Annotated in this window: 13 protein-coding genes and 3 tRNA genes; 14 read left to right on the top strand and 2 right to left on the bottom strand. The window is 61.0% G+C overall.

What is annotated here, in order from left to right; all coding sequences use genetic code 11:
• Positions 1-7: 7 nt before the first annotated feature.
• From astA to BLS60_RS11070, 12 genes are all read left to right on the top strand, one after another.
• Positions 8-1,024, top strand: coding sequence for an arginine N-succinyltransferase (astA, locus tag BLS60_RS11125; RefSeq protein WP_070881812.1), 1,017 nt, complete (start codon positions 8-10; stop codon positions 1,022-1,024).
• Between the two features lie 129 nt (positions 1,025-1,153).
• The gene (gene astD / locus BLS60_RS11120) at positions 1,154-2,617 is read left to right on the top strand and encodes a succinylglutamate-semialdehyde dehydrogenase (RefSeq protein WP_092367877.1); all 1,464 of its coding nucleotides are present in this window, start codon (positions 1,154-1,156) and stop codon (positions 2,615-2,617) included.
• The gene (astB, locus tag BLS60_RS11115; RefSeq protein ID WP_092367874.1) at positions 2,614-3,975 is read left to right on the top strand and encodes an N-succinylarginine dihydrolase; all 1,362 of its coding nucleotides are present in this window, start codon (positions 2,614-2,616) and stop codon (positions 3,973-3,975) included. Before astD ends, astB begins: the two co-directional genes overlap by 4 nt.
• A 40-nt stretch (positions 3,976-4,015) precedes the next feature.
• Entirely contained in the window at positions 4,016-4,300 is a 285-nt protein-coding gene (locus tag BLS60_RS11110; RefSeq protein ID WP_070881815.1) for a topoisomerase II, read from the top strand.
• Between the two features lie 9 nt (positions 4,301-4,309).
• On the top strand, positions 4,310-5,320 hold the full coding sequence (astE, locus tag BLS60_RS11105; protein WP_092367871.1) for a succinylglutamate desuccinylase: 1,011 nt from the start codon (positions 4,310-4,312) through the stop codon (positions 5,318-5,320).
• Positions 5,321-5,377: 57 nt separating this feature from the next.
• A complete protein-coding gene (gene ltaE, locus BLS60_RS11100; protein WP_070881817.1) occupies positions 5,378-6,379 on the top strand; it encodes a low-specificity L-threonine aldolase in 1,002 nt (333 codons plus the stop codon).
• Positions 6,380-6,599: 220 nt separating this feature from the next.
• Positions 6,600-9,224 (top strand): alanine--tRNA ligase, encoded by a 2,625-nt coding sequence (alaS, locus tag BLS60_RS11095; RefSeq protein ID WP_092367868.1) that lies wholly within the window; start codon positions 6,600-6,602, stop codon positions 9,222-9,224.
• Between the two features lie 112 nt (positions 9,225-9,336).
• Positions 9,337-10,575 (top strand): aspartate kinase, encoded by a 1,239-nt coding sequence (locus BLS60_RS11090; protein WP_070881819.1) that lies wholly within the window; start codon positions 9,337-9,339, stop codon positions 10,573-10,575.
• Positions 10,576-10,755: 180 nt separating this feature from the next.
• On the top strand, positions 10,756-10,941 hold the full coding sequence (csrA, locus tag BLS60_RS11085) for a carbon storage regulator CsrA (RefSeq protein ID WP_070881820.1): 186 nt from the start codon (positions 10,756-10,758) through the stop codon (positions 10,939-10,941).
• Positions 10,942-11,002: 61 nt separating this feature from the next.
• Positions 11,003-11,093: transfer RNA gene (locus tag BLS60_RS11080), tRNA-Ser, on the top strand.
• Positions 11,094-11,163: 70 nt separating this feature from the next.
• Positions 11,164-11,240 (top strand) — tRNA-Arg (locus tag BLS60_RS11075).
• Positions 11,241-11,575: 335 nt separating this feature from the next.
• Positions 11,576-11,652 (top strand) — tRNA-Arg (locus tag BLS60_RS11070).
• 42 nt (positions 11,653-11,694) lie between these two features.
• Here BLS60_RS11070 and bamE read toward each other — a convergent pair.
• Entirely contained in the window at positions 11,695-12,192 is a 498-nt protein-coding gene (bamE, locus tag BLS60_RS11065; protein ID WP_244153395.1) for an outer membrane protein assembly factor BamE domain-containing protein, read from the bottom strand.
• Positions 12,193-12,514: 322 nt separating this feature from the next.
• On the opposite strand from bamE, the gene mgtE reads away from it, so the two are divergent.
• Positions 12,515-13,963 carry a magnesium transporter gene (gene mgtE, locus BLS60_RS11060; RefSeq protein WP_070881822.1) on the top strand — a complete coding sequence of 483 codons (1,449 nt, stop codon included), beginning with the start codon at positions 12,515-12,517 and terminating at the stop codon, positions 13,961-13,963.
• Between the two features lie 64 nt (positions 13,964-14,027).
• Here the strand turns inward: mgtE and BLS60_RS11055 are convergent, their stop codons facing one another.
• Complete coding sequence (locus BLS60_RS11055) at positions 14,028-14,357, bottom strand: Arc family DNA-binding protein (protein ID WP_027906133.1); 330 nt, start codon at positions 14,355-14,357, stop codon at positions 14,028-14,030.
• A gap of 451 nt (positions 14,358-14,808) precedes the next feature.
• Here BLS60_RS11055 and phnN point away from each other — a divergent pair, with 451 nt between their 5' ends.
• Positions 14,809-15,378 (top strand): phosphonate metabolism protein/1,5-bisphosphokinase (PRPP-forming) PhnN, encoded by a 570-nt coding sequence (gene phnN, locus BLS60_RS11050; RefSeq protein ID WP_092367864.1) that lies wholly within the window; start codon positions 14,809-14,811, stop codon positions 15,376-15,378.
• Position 15,379: the final 1 nt, after the last annotated feature.

Here is a 15,379-nt window from a genome sequence, read left to right as displayed (position 1 = left end):
AGGCATCATGATCGTTCGCTCCGTCCGTGCTGGCGATCTGCCGGCACTCATTGACCTGGCGCGCAGCACAGGCACCGGCCTGACCACCTTGCCGGCCAACGAGGCGCGCCTGGCCTATCGGGTTGGCCGCGCCGAGAAAACCTTTCGCGGCGAGGCCGAACGTGGCGATTGCGACTACATGTTCGTGCTCGAGGACGACGACGGCCGCGTGTTGGGGATTTCGGCGATCGCCGGCGGGGTTGGCCTGCGCGAGTCCTGGTACAACTACCGCGTGGGGCTGACGGTCTGCGCGTCCCAGGAGCTGAATATCCACCGCCAGGTACCGACGCTGTTTCTGGCCAACGACCTGACCGGCCATTCCGAGCTGTGCTCGCTATTCCTGCATGCCGACCACCGTAACGGGCTCAATGGCCGGCTGCTGTCCAAGGCGCGTTTTCTGTTTATCGCCGAATTTCGCGAGCAATTTGGTGACAAGATCATCGCCGAGATGCGTGGCGTCTCCGATGAAGAAGGCCGGTCGCCCTTCTGGGAATGCCTGGGCCGACACTTTTTCCGCATGGAGTTCTCCCAGGCGGACTACCTCACCGGCGTTGGCAACAAGGCCTTCATCGCCGAGCTGATGCCCAAGTTTCCGCTGTACACCTGTTTTCTGTCCGAGGCTGCGCGTGAGGTGATCGGCCGCGTTCACCCGGACACCGAGCCGGCGCTGGCGATGCTCAAGTCCGAAGGCTTCAGCTATCAGGGCTATGTCGACATCTTCGACGCGGGCCCGGCCATTGAAGCGGAAACCGCGAAAATCCGTGCCATCCGTGACAGCCAACTGCTGGTGCTGGCCATCGGCACACCCGGCGATGACGCGCCGGTGTACCTGGTGCATAACCGCAAGCGAGAAGACTGCCGTATCACCGCGGCGCGTGCGCGCATGGCGGCCGGCACCCTGGTGGTCGACCCGCTCACGGCCAAACGCCTGCGCCTGAGTGTTGGCGACCAGGTGCGGGCGGTGGCGCTGGCGGCGCAAGCCTGACGCACGATTGTGAAGTAAGCCGGGGCAGGGCCCCGAACCGGTGATGTCGCCACAGAGCGGCAGCCGTCAGATGTACAAGGTCATCGCCTGGCGGTGGCCCTTGAACCGTGAAGCCTGGAGTGAACGACCATGAGCACGCATTACATTGCAGGTCTCTGGCAGATTGGACAGGGTGACACCCTGGAATCCCTTGATCCGGTCAGCCAGCAGGTGCTCTGGGTGGGGCGCGAAGCCAGTACCGAGCAGGTCGAGGCGGCCGTGCAGTCTGCGCGCGAGGCGTTTCCTGCATGGGCGGCTGCACCGGTTGCCGAGCGAATCGCCGTGCTCGAACGTTTTGCCGCAGTGCTCAAGCTGAAGCAGGACGACCTCGCTCACGCCATCGGCGAGGAGACCGGCAAGCCGCTCTGGGAAGCAGTTACCGAAGTCACCAGCATGATCAACAAAGTGGCTATCTCGGTGCAGAGCCAGGCGGAGCGTAGCGGAACCCGAAGTGGCGTTCAGGGCGACGCCAGCAGTGTGCTGCGCCACAAACCACACGGCGTGGTTGCCGTGTTCGGGCCGTACAATTTTCCGGGCCACCTGCCGAACGGGCATATCGTGCCCGCGTTGCTGGCCGGCAACACGGTGGTGTTCAAGCCCAGCGAGCACACGCCGAAGGTCGCCGAGCTGACCCTCACGTGCTGGATCGAAGCCGGCTTACCCGCTGGCGTGCTCAACCTGGTGCAAGGCGCACGCGATACCGGCGCTGCGCTGGCGGCCAGCTCGGGCATCGACGGCCTGTTCTTCACGGGTTCCAGCCGCACGGGCAACGTGCTGCATGCCCAGTTCAGTGGCCGACCAGAAACCATCCTGGCCTTGGAGATGGGCGGCAATAACCCGCTGATCGTCGAGCCGGTGGCCGATCTGGATGCCGCGGTGTATTGCATCATCCAGTCCGCCTTCATCTCGGCCGGCCAGCGTTGCACCTGTGCACGGCGTCTGCTGGTGCCCGCCGGTGAGTGGGGCGACAGGCTGCTGGCGCGCTTGGTGAGCGTGGTGGCGAGCATCACCGTCGGCGCGTTCAACGCCCAGCCTGCGCCGTTCATGGGCGCGGTCATCTCCCTGGATGCCGCTCAGCATCTGCTCAAGGTGCAGGCGCGATTGATCGACAAGGGCGCCCGCCCGCTGCTGGACATGAGCCAGCCCCTCGAAGGCGCGGCGCTGCTGACGCCCGGCATCATCGACGTCACCGACGTGCAGCCGCGTGCCGACGAAGAGGTCTTTGGGCCACTCCTGCAAGTGGTTCGTTACGCCGATTTCGACTCGGCCATTGAGGAGGCTAACGCCACCCGTTTTGGCCTCGCTGCCGGCCTGTTGTCCGACTCGCGCGAGCGCTACGAGCAGTTCTGGTTGCGCAGCCGCGCCGGCATCGTCAACTGGAACAAGCCGCTGACCGGCGCCGCCAGCAGCGCCCCGTTCGGTGGTGTCGGCGCTTCCGGCAACCACCGCCCCAGCGCTTACTACGCGGCGGATTACTGTGCCTATCCGGTTGCCTCGCTGGAAAGCGAACGGCTTGCCTTGCCGGATACTCTGGCGCCAGGAGTGAGCCTATGACCCGTTCGCTGGCCTCGGCGTGTGAGCTGAATATCGACGGTCTGGTTGGCCCGACGCACAATTACGGTGGCTTGTCGTATGGCAACGTCGCCTCGCAGAACAACAGCCAGGTGGCCTCCAATCCCCGCGAGGCTGCTCGCCAGGGCTTGGCGAAAATGAAGGCGTTGATGGACATGGGCTACGCCCAGGCGGTGCTGGCGCCGCAGGAGCGGCCGGACGTGCAGGCGCTGCGCGCCTGTGGTTTCAGCGGCAGCGACACACAGGTGATCGAGAAGGCGGCGCGCGATGCCATGCCGCTGCTGATCGCCAGCTGTTCGGCGTCGAGCATGTGGACGGCCAACGCCGCCACCGTCAGCCCCAGCGCCGACACGGCCGATGGCCGCGTGCATTTCACCGCCGCCAATCTCAACTGCAAGTTTCATCGCTCCATCGAACACCCCACTACCAGCCGCGTGCTGGCAGCAATGTTCGCTGAAGAGCGCTATTTCGCCCACCATGCGGCGCTGCCTGCGGTCAGCCAGTTCGGGGATGAGGGGGCGGCCAACCACACGCGCTTCTGCCGCGACTATGGCGAGCCGGGTGTGGAATTTTTCGTGTTCGGGCGCAGCGCCTTTGACCTGCGCCTGCCATCGCCACAGCGTTACCCGGCGCGGCAGACTCTGGAAGCGTCCCAGGCGGTCGCGCGCCTGCACGGCCTGAACGACAATGCGGTGGTATTTGCCCAGCAGAACCCCGCGGTCGTCGATCAGGGCGTGTTTCACAACGACGTGATCGCGGTCGGCAACGGTCAGGTGCTGTTCCATCACGAGGATGCTTTTCTCGACAGCCCGCGGGTTATCGGTGAGCTGCATGACAAGCTCGCGCGCCTTGGCGGCGACCTGCAGCCCGTGTGTGTGCCACGCCAGGCGCTGCCTGTGGAGGATGCAGTGCGCTCCTATCTGTTCAACAGCCAACTGCTCACCCGCGCCGACGGGCGTATGCTGCTGGTGGTGCCGGAGGAGTGCCGCGGCAATCCGCGTGTCTGGGCGTACCTGCAAACGCTGCTTGGCAGCGACGGGCCGATTGCCGAAGTGCGCGCGTTCGATCTCAAGCAGAGTATGCAGAACGGTGGCGGCCCGGCGTGTCTGCGTTTGCGGGTAGCCTTGCAGGCCGAGGAGCTGGCTGCGATGAACCCAGGCGTGATGCTCACGCCAGCGCTGTATCAACGGCTGCTGCAGTGGGTCGACCAGCATTACCGAGATCGCCTGAGTGAAAGCGACCTGGCCGATCCGCAACTGCTGAACGAGTGCCGCACCGCTTTGGATGAACTGACGCAGATCCTTGGACTCGGCGCGGTTTATCCCTTTCAATTGAATTGAGGCGGCTCGCCTTCGAGCCGTTACTGACCTTGGAGTACTTATGAGCGACGCCCTGCAACTGATCCTTGAAGATAACGACGGCACCCAGCTGGAAACCTCGTGCACGCGTTTTGCCGTGCTCTGGCAGGGCAAGGAAGTGTGGATCCAGCAAGTCGGAAACGGTCAGTTGATGATCGGTGTCGATGTGGCCGAGGGCGATACCGAATACGCCAGCCTGCTGCTGCGCCCGATGGCCACCAACCTGGTCAGCCTGGAACTGGAAATCGAGCCCGCAGACGATGACGCCGATGACGGCCACGTCCACGGTCCGGACTGCAATCACTGAGGAACGCCCATGCTCGCCCTCGGCAAACTGCTCGAACTGACCCTGGCTGGCTATGAGCCGGCCGCGAAGATCCAGTTGACGCCGGAGGGCACGCGCCTGCGCTGGCTGGCCGAAGGTGCGCTCGAAGTGACACCGGCAGCGGGCCGCGACAATGGCATGGACCTGCTGCTCTCAGCCGGTATCCATGGCAACGAAACAGCTCCCATCGAGCTGCTCGACCGCCTGCTGCGCGGCATTGCGCGTAACGAACTGCAACCACGCGCGCGCCTGCTGCTGTTGTTCGGCAACCCATCGGCGATGCGCCGTGGCGAGCGCTTCGTCGAGCAGGACATCAACCGTTTGTTCAGCGGTCGCCACGAGCTGAGCAGCGGTGCCGAAGCGATGCGTGCCTGCGAGCTGGAGCACCTGGCGTCGTCGTTCTTTGCCGATGCCGAGCGCACACGCCTGCATTACGACCTGCACACCGCCATTCGCGCTTCGCGCATCGAGCAGTTCGCCTTGTATCCCTGGGCCGAAGGGCGCCGCCAGTCGCGTCATGAATGCGCCCGCCTGCAGGCCGCCGGTATCGACGCCGTGCTATTGCAGAGCAAGGCCTCGACCACCTTCAGTGCTTACACCTACGCTGAGCTGGGCGCCGAGGCATTCACGCTGGAGCTGGGCAAGGCAAGGCCGTTCGGGCATAACGAACTGGTCAATCTGGATCGCCTGGAAATGCGCCTGCAGGCACTTATCGAAGGGCGCGAGCCGCCTGTAGATGAGTCGGCTATCGAGCACCTGCAACTGTTTGCTTTTGCCCGTGAAGTGATCAAGCACAGCGACGCCTTCACGCTGCACCTGCCAATCGACGTGGAAAACTTCACCGAGCTGGCGCCCGGCTATCTGCTCGCCGAGGACCTGGCCAGCAGTCGCTGGGTGGTGGAAGAGCAGGGCGCACGCATCATTTTCCCTAATCCCAAGGTACACAACGGCCAGCGTGCCGGCATCCTCATCGTGCCCGTCGACGCTTCGCTGCTGGCGTGACTGACCGCCGCGGCGTTGTGCTCGATCTCTCAATCATCTGTTCGCCCAGGAGCGTTCATGTCCATCATTGATCTGCGTAGCGATACCGTCACCCAACCCACCGCCGGCATGCGCGAGGCAATGTTGGCCGCCGAACTGGGCGACGACGTGTATGGCGAGGACCCGACCGTAAACCGCCTGGAGCAGCGGCTGGCGCGGGAACTGGGGTTCGCCGCTGCGCTGTTCGTGCCGACCGGCACCATGAGCAACCTGCTCGGCCTGATGGCTCATTGCGAACGGGGCGACGAATACATCGTCGGGCAGCAGGCGCACACCTACAAATACGAAGGCGGTGGCGCAGCGGTGCTGGGCTCGATTCAACCCCAGCCGCTGGACATGGAGGCCGACGGCTCCCTCGACCTGGCACGGGTCGAGGCAGCAATCAAGCAGGACGACTTCCATTTCGCTCGCACGCGTCTGCTGGCGCTGGAAAACACCATGCAGGGCAAGGTATTGCCGCTCGATTATCTGGCTGAAGCCCGTGCCTTCACCCGCGACAAGGGGCTAGCACTGCACCTAGATGGCGCTCGCCTGTTCAATGCCTCCGTCCGGCTGGGCGTCGAGGCGCGCGAAATAACCCGGCATTTCGATTCGGTGTCGGTGTGCCTGTCGAAAGGGCTGGGCGCGCCGGTCGGCTCCGTCTTGTGTGGCAGCGAAGCGCTGATCGGCAAGGCCCGGCGCCTGCGCAAAATGGTCGGCGGCGGCATGCGCCAGGCTGGTGTGTTGGCAGCGGCAGGGCTGTACGCGCTGGATCATCAGGTCGAGCGGCTGGTCGAGGATCACGCCAATGCCGACTGCCTGGCGGCAGGCCTGCGTGAGCTGGGTTACTCGGTCGAGCCGGTGCAGACCAATATGGTTTATGTGCAGGTCGGCGAGCGTGCCAGCGAGCTGAAAGCCTTCTGCGCCGAGCGCGGCATTCATCTCAGTGCAGCGCCGCGCCTGCGTATGGTGACCCATCTGAATGTTGGAGCCGACGCCATCGGCCAAGTCATCGAGGCCTTCGCCGCGTTTCGCGGCTGACGCGCCTCGCGGCGCCATGGGCTCCGTTCGTGCGGGCTGATCGAGGGCTACGCAACGCCGTCTCTCAGTGGCCCGCCGGATTGTCGCTAGCGCCCGGAAATTCCGGTTATCGAGCTGCCCGCAAATAATTCCGCTATGGCCTAGCCGCCGCGGACAAGCCCGATATAATGCGGGCTTTTGCCGGCTTCGCCGTGGCCGCCTGTTTTCCTGGAAAATGCCAATGAAAAGCGCAGAAATCCGTGAAGCTTTCCTGAGCTTCTTCGAAGAGAAGGGGCACACCCGTGTCGCTTCCAGTTCCCTGATTCCAAACAACGATCCCACGCTGTTGTTCACCAACGCCGGCATGAACCAGTTCAAGGACTGCTTCCTGGGCCTGGAGAAGCGCGCCTACACCCGCGCCGCCACCAGCCAGAAGTGCGTGCGCGCCGGTGGCAAGCACAACGACCTGGAAAACGTCGGCTATACCGCACGTCACCATACGTTCTTCGAAATGCTCGGCAACTTCAGTTTTGGCGACTATTTCAAGCGCGACGCCATCCATTTCGCCTGGGAATTCCTCACCGGCGAGAAATGGCTGAAGCTGCCCAAGGAGAAACTCTGGGTTACGGTCTATGCCACCGATGACGAGGCGTACGACATCTGGACCAAGGAAGTCGGCGTGCCCGCTGAGCGGATGATCCGTATCGGTGATAACAAGGGCGCTCCGTACGCGTCCGACAACTTCTGGACCATGGGCGATACCGGCCCGTGTGGCCCATGCACCGAGATTTTCTTTGATCACGGCGAGCACATCTGGGGCGGCCCACCCGGCTCGCCAGAAGAGGATGGCGATCGCTACATCGAGATCTGGAATAACGTTTTCATGCAGTTCAACCGCACGGCGGATGGCGTTCTGCACCCGCTGCCGGCACCGAGTGTGGACACTGGCATGGGCCTGGAACGTATCAGCGCGGTGCTGCAGCACGTCAACTCGAACTATGAGATCGACCTGTTCCAGAGCCTGCTCAACGCTGCGGCCAAGGCCATCGGCTGCGCCAATGAAGGCCAGGCCTCGTTGAAGGTGGTGGCTGACCATATCCGCTCCTGCGGCTTCCTGATCGCTGACGGTGTGACGCCGTCCAACGAAGGCCGTGGCTACGTGCTGCGCCGTATCGTTCGCCGCGCCTGCCGCCATGGCAACAAACTGGGTGCCAAGGGCAGCTTCTTCTACCAGATCGTCGCGGCCTTGGTCGCCGAGATGGGCGATGCGTTCCCGGAACTGAAACAGCAGCAGGCGCACATCGAGCGCGTGCTGAAGACTGAAGAAGAACAGTTCGCCAAAACCCTGGAGCAGGGCCTGAAGATCCTCGAGCAGGACCTGGCTGAACTGAAGGGATCGGTCATTCCGGGTGAAGTGATCTTCAAACTGTACGACACCTACGGTTTCCCGATGGACCTCACTGGCGACATCGCCCGTGAACGCGAGCTGACCCTAGACGAGGCCGGTTTCGAGCGCGAGATGGAAGCTCAGCGCGTGCGTGCGCGTTCTGCCAGCGCGTTCGGCATGGACTACAACAGCCTGGTCAAGGTTGACGCAGACACCCGTTTCCTCGGGTACGCCGCCACCGTTGCCAGTGGCGAGCTGCTGGTGCTGCTGCGCGACGGTCAATCCGTCGACACCCTGAACGAAGGTGAGGAGGGCGTGGTAGTCCTCGATCAGACGCCGTTCTACGCAGAGTCCGGCGGCCAGATTGGTGATTGTGGCTTCCTGGAAGGCCCGGGCGTACGTTTCGACGTGCGTGACACCACCAAGGTCGGCGGCGCCTGGCTGCATCACGGCGTAGTCAGTAAGGGCAGCCTGAGCGTCGGCGCGACGATCCACGCGGAAGTAGACGCCTCGGTGCGTACCGCAACTGGCCTCAACCATTCGGCGACTCACTTGCTGCACGCCGCGCTGCGTCAGGTACTGGGCGAGCATGTGCAGCAGAAAGGTTCGTTGGTCGACAGTCAGCGCCTGCGTTTCGACTTCAGCCACTTCGAGGCGATCAAGCCGGAGCAGCTCAAGGAGCTCGAAGAGATCGTCAACCGCGAAGTGCGCCGTAATACCCCGGTGCAGACGGAAGAGATGGACATCGAAAGTGCCAAGTCCAAGGGCGCGATGGCGCTATTCGGCGAGAAATACGGCGACAGCGTTCGCGTACTGACCATGGGCGACGGCTTCTCCGTCGAGCTGTGCGGCGGCATCCATGCCAACCGCACCGGCGATATCGGTGTGTTCAAGATCGTCAGTGAAGGCGGTGTGGCAGCCGGTGTGCGTCGTATCGAAGCCGTCACCGGCGCTGCGGCATTCGCCTATCTGAATGGCGCAGAAGAGCAATTGAAAGAAGCGGCATCGCTGGTCAAGGGGAGTCGCGACAACCTGCTCGACAAGCTGGCTGCCGTGATCGATCGCAATCGCCAACTGGAGAAAGAGCTGGATCAGCTCAAGGCCAAGGCCGCCATCGCGGCAGGCAGCGATCTGGCCGGCTCGGCCGTGGACATCAAAGGCGTCAAGACGCTCAGCGCACGCATCGACGGTCTCGATGGCAAGGGCCTGCTGGCGCTGGTCGATCAGTTGAAGAACAAGCTTGGTAGCGCAGTGATTCTGCTCGGCGGCGTGCAGGACGATAAAGTCGTGCTGGTGGCCGGCGTGACGCAGGACCTCACTGCCAAGTTGAAAGCGGGTGATTTGATGAAGCAGGCTGCTGCGGCAGTCGGCGGCAAAGGCGGTGGTCGGCCGGACATGGCGCAGGGCGGCGGGGTCGATGCGGCCTCGCTCGACGGCGCTCTGGCGTTGATCGGTCCCTTCGTCGAGCAGGGTCTTTAAGATCCCGTAACTCAAGCGTGACCAAGCTGCTCGCCATGCCCGGCGAGCGTCTTGGTGGTGTGTGGTGTTGTCTGTTTAATGGGCGCCCTTCACGGGCTGAGGCAGCTTTGAAATGGCTTTGATCGTACAGAAATTCGGCGGTACTTCCGTCGGCACCGTCGAGCGTATTGCGCAGGTTGCCGAGAAGGTGAAGAAATTCCGCGAAAAGGGTGACGATATCGTCGTCGTGGTATCCGCCATGAGCGGCGAGACCAATCGCCTTATCGACCTGGCCAAGCAGATCAGCGATGACCAGCCGGTAGCGCGTGAACTCGATGTGATGGTGTCCACCGGTGAGCAGGTAACTATTGCACTGCTGGCGATGGCGCTGATCAAGCGTGGCGTGCCGGCGGTGTCTTACACCGGCAGCCAGGTGCGCATCCTGACCGACAGCTCGCACACCAAGGCGCGCATCCTGAGCATCGACGACAGCAATATCCGTGCTGACCTGAAGGCTGGTCGTGTGGTGGTGGTCGCAGGCTTCCAGGGTGTGGACGAGCACGGCAATATCACCACCCTGGGACGCGGCGGTTCGGATACCACGGGGGTCGCACTCGCTGCGGCCCTCAAGGCTGACGAATGCCAGATTTACACCGATGTAGACGGGGTCTATACCACTGACCCGCGCGTCGTGCCAAAAGCCCAGCGTCTGGAGAAGATCACCTTCGAAGAGATGTTGGAGATGGCCAGCCTCGGCTCCAAAGTCCTGCAAATCCGTTCGGTGGAGTTCGCCGGCAAGTACAACGTCCCGCTGCGCGTCCTGCACAGCTTTCAGGAGGGTCCAGGCACCCTCATTACCCTTGATGAAGAGGAAACCATGGAACAGCCGATCATCTCCGGCATCGCTTTCAATCGCGACGAAGCCAAGCTGACCATCCGTGGCGTACCCGATTTGCCGGGCGTTGCGTTCAAGATTCTCGGCCCGATCAGCTCCGCCAATATCGAAGTGGACATGATCGTGCAGAATGTCGCGCACGATAACACCACCGATTTCACCTTCACCGTGCACCGCAACGATTACCAGAGCGCTCAGCAGGTGCTTGAAGCCACTGCGCGCGAGCTGGGTGCTCGTGAAGTGGTGGGCGACGTGAATATCGCCAAAGTGTCCATCGTCGGCGTTGGCATGCGCTCGCACGCCGGTGTCGCCAGTCGCATGTTCGAAGCGTTGGCCAAGGAAAATATCAACATCCAGATGATCTCCACCTCGGAGATCAAAGTCTCGGTTGTCATCGAAGAGAAATATCTGGAGTTGGCAGTGCGTGCCCTGCACACTGCGTTTGAATTGGATGCTCCAGCCCATCAGGGTGAGTGAGTAATTCACAAAGAGGCGCGGCTATCCGCGCCTTTTTGCTCTTTTGGTTGGTGTTGGCGGAACTTTCCTTCCGTTCGTGCTGGTCAATACTAGGGTGTCGATAGCTTCGTCTTAGCGCGTCGGTGCTTTTCAACTGCTTGCAGACTTGTTGTCCGAAATTGAATCCGTAAGGAGAAAGGAATGCTGATTCTGACTCGCCGGGTCGGAGAGACCCTGATGGTGGGTGACGAAGTCACTGTCACTGTGTTGGGTGTTAAAGGTAATCAGGTGCGGATTGGCGTGAATGCGCCTAAGGAAGTCGCCGTTCACCGTGAAGAGATCTACCAGCGCATCCAAAAAGAGAAGGACGAAGAACCAAACCACTAATTTTTCTCGAAATTTTGGTTTGCAAACGGGGAAAACATGTTTATCATGCGCCCCGTGTTGCGGAGAGGTGGCCGAGTGGCCGAAGGCGCTCCCCTGCTAAGGGAGTACACCTCAAAAGGGTGTCGGGGGTTCGAATCCCCCCTTCTCCGCCATTATTTGGCACGCTTGGCTCAGGCCAGGCTGGCAAACAAACCAGAGGTGATCTGGTCTAAAAACACCAACGGACTCATAGCTCAGCTGGATAGAGTACTCGGCTACGAACCGAGCGGTCGGAGGTTCGAATCCTCCTGAGTCCGCCATATTGAATGGCTTGCAGCAGTGCAGGCCATTTTGTTTCAACCAGCGGTGATCTGGTCTAAAAGCACCAAAGATCGCATGAAAGCGTTGCTAGCGAAGGTCAGGCAAGGCGAAAGCAAGCGAAGAAGCGCAGTTTAGGTTTCTAAATGAGCATTCTGAGTTTGCTTTCAACGCAGCATGATCGAGCGCAGTAGCTTTCAGGTGATCTGTTGATTTGTTTGCTACGAACCGAGCGGTCGGAGGTTCGAATCCTCCTGAGTCCGCCATATTGAATGGCTTGCAGCAGTGCAAATCATTTTGCGTCAACCAGCGGTGATCTGGTCAAAAAGCGCCACACGGACTCATAGCTCAGCTGGATAGAGTACTCGGCTACGAACCGAGCGGTCGGAGGTTCGAATCCTCCTGAGTCCGCCACATAAAAAAGGGCCTGCAGCGATGCAGGCCCTTTTTCTTTGCCTAGCGTTTTCCCGCCACGCAATCATTCTGGTCGAAGCTGACCGTACGCCGCTCGCTGTTGTGCTTGCTGACATAGTGATAGGTGGTCTGGCCGTTGCGCCGGCTGATGCGCTCAGGTTTGCCCAGTGCGCTCTCGACGTCATTGCGCGTCATCCCCGCCCGCACCTGTTTTCTGATGATAGCTTCACGTCGAGCGTTGCCAGTGACGGCGTTGTCGCAGCCATCCTGCTGCTCGCCGACGATGGTGAGCGAGCTTGCGTTGCTGCTCGCTGGTGGGCTTTTGTTGGTGGGTTGCGGTATCGCCAGCGGAACGGCTGCGCCGCTGCCGGGTCTGGGGTTGTAGGCGTTTTGTATATGCTGTTGCTGGCTCTCGGTGCAGCCGTGCCGAGTGAAGGTGATGTGGCCCTGGTCGTCCACACAACGAAACACGCTGGAGGCCAATAGAGGGGTAGGGCAGAGCAGGATGGTGAATATGGCTGTGCAGTGCATCCAGTGCATGATGGCGTCCTCCGTGACGTTCCTGATAAAGCTTAGCTGATGATCCTCTTGCTGCCAGGTGTCTTGCCGGGCTCTACGTGCGTCGCAGTATCGGAGCTTGTGCAAGTGGGCTCAGGAAAACGCTGCAAGCGCTTGTCTTGCCATGCCTTTGTCACGTAGACGGCTGCTTCGCGTGTTATTATTCGCATCGTCAGCCCCGCCGGGGCTTGTGGATCCTCACCATGGACTTACCCAGTAGTAACTCAGAATTCCAAGTGTGCAATCACGTACTGACTGATTGATCCTCGCGGGCGCGCGCCGCCGCTGGGGGCGGAGTGTGCCAATGACCGAAGTAGAAGCCAAAAAGCCGCAAGAAAGCCTGCAGGACCGACTCGCTCAGGTCGTCGAACTGTTGCAGCGGCATCGGCTGGTCGAAGACCTGACCCATCGCCAGGAAGGCCAGCACCAGGACCGTGTCGAAGGCCTGGTGCATCGGCAGAATCTCGCCGAGCTGCAACGCAAGCTCGATGACCTGCACTCCGCGGACGTCGCCTATATTCTCGAAGCGCTTCCCCTGGAAGATCGCCTGGCCATCTGGCAGTTGGTCAAAGCGGACCGCGACGGCGATATTCTTCTCGAAGTCTCCGATGCAGTGCGTGAAACGCTGCTGGCCGACATGGAGGATCACGAGATCCTGGCGGCGGCCAAGGAGATGGATGCCGATGAGTTGGCCGACCTGGCCTCCGAGCTGCCGCGCGATGTCGTCCACGAGCTCATGGAGACACTTGACGCCCAGCAGCGTGAGCGCGTGCGCTCTGCGCTCTCCTATGAGGAGGATCGGGTCGGTGCGCTGATGGACTTCGAGATGGTCACCATCCGCGAAGATGTCAGCCTGGAAGTGGTACTGCGTTACCTACGTCGCCTCAAGGAGTTGCCGGGGCACACCGACAAGCTGTTCGTGGTCGATTATGACGGCGTGCTCAAGGGTGTGCTGTCTATCAAGCGGTTGCTGGTCAATGATCCCGAAACGCAGGTTGCCGAGGTCATGGCTAATCATCCGGTCAGCTTCCACCCGGATGAAGACGCCTACGACGCAGCGCAGGCGTTCGAACGTTACGACTTGATTTCCGCGCCGGTGGTCGACAAGAACGGCAAGCTGATCGGTCGACTGACCATCGACGAAATGGTCGACCTGATTCGTGAGGAAAGCGAAAGCGAAGTCCTCAACATGGCGGGTCTGCGGGAAGAGGAGGACATCTTCGCCTCGGTCTGGAAGTCGGTTCGCAACCGCTGGGCGTGGTTGGCGGTTAACCTGGTCACTGCGTTCATGGCCTCGCGGGTTATCGGCTTGTTCGAAGGCTCGATCGAAAAGCTGGTCGCGCTGGCAGCCTTGATGCCGATCGTCGCTGGTATTGGCGGGAATTCCGGCAACCAGACCATCACCATGATCGTGCGCGCCATGGCGCTCGATCAGGTCAGCACCGGCAACGGCAATACGTCGCGGTTGATTCGCAAGGAGCTGGGGGTCGGGTTGATCAATGGCCTGGTATGGGGCGGGGTGATCGGGGTGGTCGCTTACGCGCTATATGACAGCTGGTCGCTGGGGGTGGTGATGACCGCCGCGATGACCCTTAACCTGCTGCTGGCAGCGTTGATGGGGGTGCTTATTCCCATGACGCTGATGCGCTTTGGCCGCGATCCGGCAATGGGCGCCAGTGTGATGATTACAGCTGTGACCGACAGTGGCGGTTTCTTTATCTTCCTGGGGCTGGCATCGGTGTTTCTGTTGTAAGGCGCGCGCATTGTTCGAAGCAACAAAAAAACCGGCTCGGAGCCGGTTTTTTTGATTTGCAGATTTAGTCGTCGTTGCCGGCGGCCATCTCTGCATCGTGGGCAATCAACGCCACGAGAGCGTTTTGCTGGCGACGCGATAGCTGGCGGAAGCGCTGTAACAGTTCCCGCTCATGCAGGGACAGCTCAGGGCTATCCAGGCGCACGCCGAGCTCGTCGTCCAGAGCGCCTTCCTGAAGCATGCTCTGCTCCAGGCGCGCAATGATCTCAGAATTCATACTGCGATGGTGTTGGCGGGCAACATCAGCAATGCGCTCGCGCATGCCGTCGGGCAACCGAACGACAAACTTGTCAGCCGTACGGCTTGAGTAGATAGCCTGTTTCATAGGGCGCATACATCAACCAATTAGTTCAGGAAAACGAAGCTGTAATGGCATATAGCTACGGGATAGTCGACATTTTGACCATCCTTTACGCTAGCCGTTCCATTCCGTCGGCATTTTGTCTGATGATTACAGTTGTTGCTAGCAGATAATTGACGCCAATTACGTGTCGCATTCTGGCTCGGCTAGAGGCTTTTTGCCAGCACCAGTTATCGAAATTCATTCAAGTGTGCGTAACGCCGCATATTTCGTGGGTTTTCGAGATGGCCGCTTACGTTTGAAGCAGGCTCACTAGGCCTCGATGAATGATGGTTGGGCGCAATTTCCGTAGCTGGGTCGCCTCGCTTCGTCGCAGCGCAGCTGCCGCTGTAAGCCGCTCATGTCCGTAGGCGAGCGATGATAGCGCTCTGCTTGATCTGCGCAATGAACCACGTCGCTTGGTAGGCAAGGTTTGGAGGATTTTATGGTGGGCAGGCTGATTTATCTGATGGGCGCCTCTGGAGCCGGCAAGGACAGCTTGCTCGATGCTGTGCGTGGGCAGCTCGAGGCCCAGCGGTGCCGCATCGTTACTCGAGTCATCACGCGTTCCGCTGAAGCCAAGGGTGAGAACGCCTTCGCCGTTTCTGCGACAGAGTTTGATAGGCGGCGTCGCGATGGCGATTTTGCGATGAGCTGGGAAGCCAATGGCTTGGCTTATGGCATCCCTAAAGAAATCGATGCCTGGCTGGCAGCGGGCTCCCATGTGCTCGTCAACGGTTCACGGGAATATCTGCATGAAGCGCGCAAACGCTACCCGGACCTGTTAGCTGTTCTGCTACAGGTCGAACCTGAGATGCTGCGAGCACGGCTATTGGAGCGTGGCCGGGAGACGCCCGACGACATCGAGGCCAGATTGATGCGTAACAGCAGGTTCGCGAGCAATGCCGGGAAGGGCGGTGACGGCGTGATCTGCTTGGATAATTCCGGGCCGTTGCAGGATAGCGTGACCCGGCTGGTGCAGTTGATCGGCAGTTCTGCGCATGCCTTTGACTAAG

Source organism: Phytopseudomonas seleniipraecipitans (assembly GCF_900102335.1).
Classification (GTDB): Bacteria; Pseudomonadota; Gammaproteobacteria; order Pseudomonadales; family Pseudomonadaceae; genus Aquipseudomonas; species Aquipseudomonas seleniipraecipitans.
The sequence above is the reverse complement of the archived record's forward strand: the minus strand, read 5'-3'. Positions and strand labels throughout refer to the sequence as shown.

Coding starts and splice junctions, on each gene's coding strand:
- astA (WP_070881812.1), top strand. CDS start 8: ATGATCGTTCGCTCCGTCCGTGCTGGCGATCTGCCGGCACTCATTGAC.
- astD (WP_092367877.1), top strand. CDS start 1,154: ATGAGCACGCATTACATTGCAGGTCTCTGGCAGATTGGACAGGGTGAC.
- astB (WP_092367874.1), top strand. CDS start 2,614: ATGACCCGTTCGCTGGCCTCGGCGTGTGAGCTGAATATCGACGGTCTG.
- BLS60_RS11110 (WP_070881815.1), top strand. CDS start 4,016: ATGAGCGACGCCCTGCAACTGATCCTTGAAGATAACGACGGCACCCAG.
- astE (WP_092367871.1), top strand. CDS start 4,310: ATGCTCGCCCTCGGCAAACTGCTCGAACTGACCCTGGCTGGCTATGAG.
- ltaE (WP_070881817.1), top strand. CDS start 5,378: ATGTCCATCATTGATCTGCGTAGCGATACCGTCACCCAACCCACCGCC.
- alaS (WP_092367868.1), top strand. CDS start 6,600: ATGAAAAGCGCAGAAATCCGTGAAGCTTTCCTGAGCTTCTTCGAAGAG.
- BLS60_RS11090 (WP_070881819.1), top strand. CDS start 9,337: ATGGCTTTGATCGTACAGAAATTCGGCGGTACTTCCGTCGGCACCGTC.
- csrA (WP_070881820.1), top strand. CDS start 10,756: ATGCTGATTCTGACTCGCCGGGTCGGAGAGACCCTGATGGTGGGTGAC.
- bamE (WP_244153395.1), bottom strand. CDS start 12,192: ATGCACTGGATGCACTGCACAGCCATATTCACCATCCTGCTCTGCCCT.
- mgtE (WP_070881822.1), top strand. CDS start 12,515: ATGACCGAAGTAGAAGCCAAAAAGCCGCAAGAAAGCCTGCAGGACCGA.
- BLS60_RS11055 (WP_027906133.1), bottom strand. CDS start 14,357: ATGCGCCCTATGAAACAGGCTATCTACTCAAGCCGTACGGCTGACAAG.
- phnN (WP_092367864.1), top strand. CDS start 14,809: ATGGTGGGCAGGCTGATTTATCTGATGGGCGCCTCTGGAGCCGGCAAG.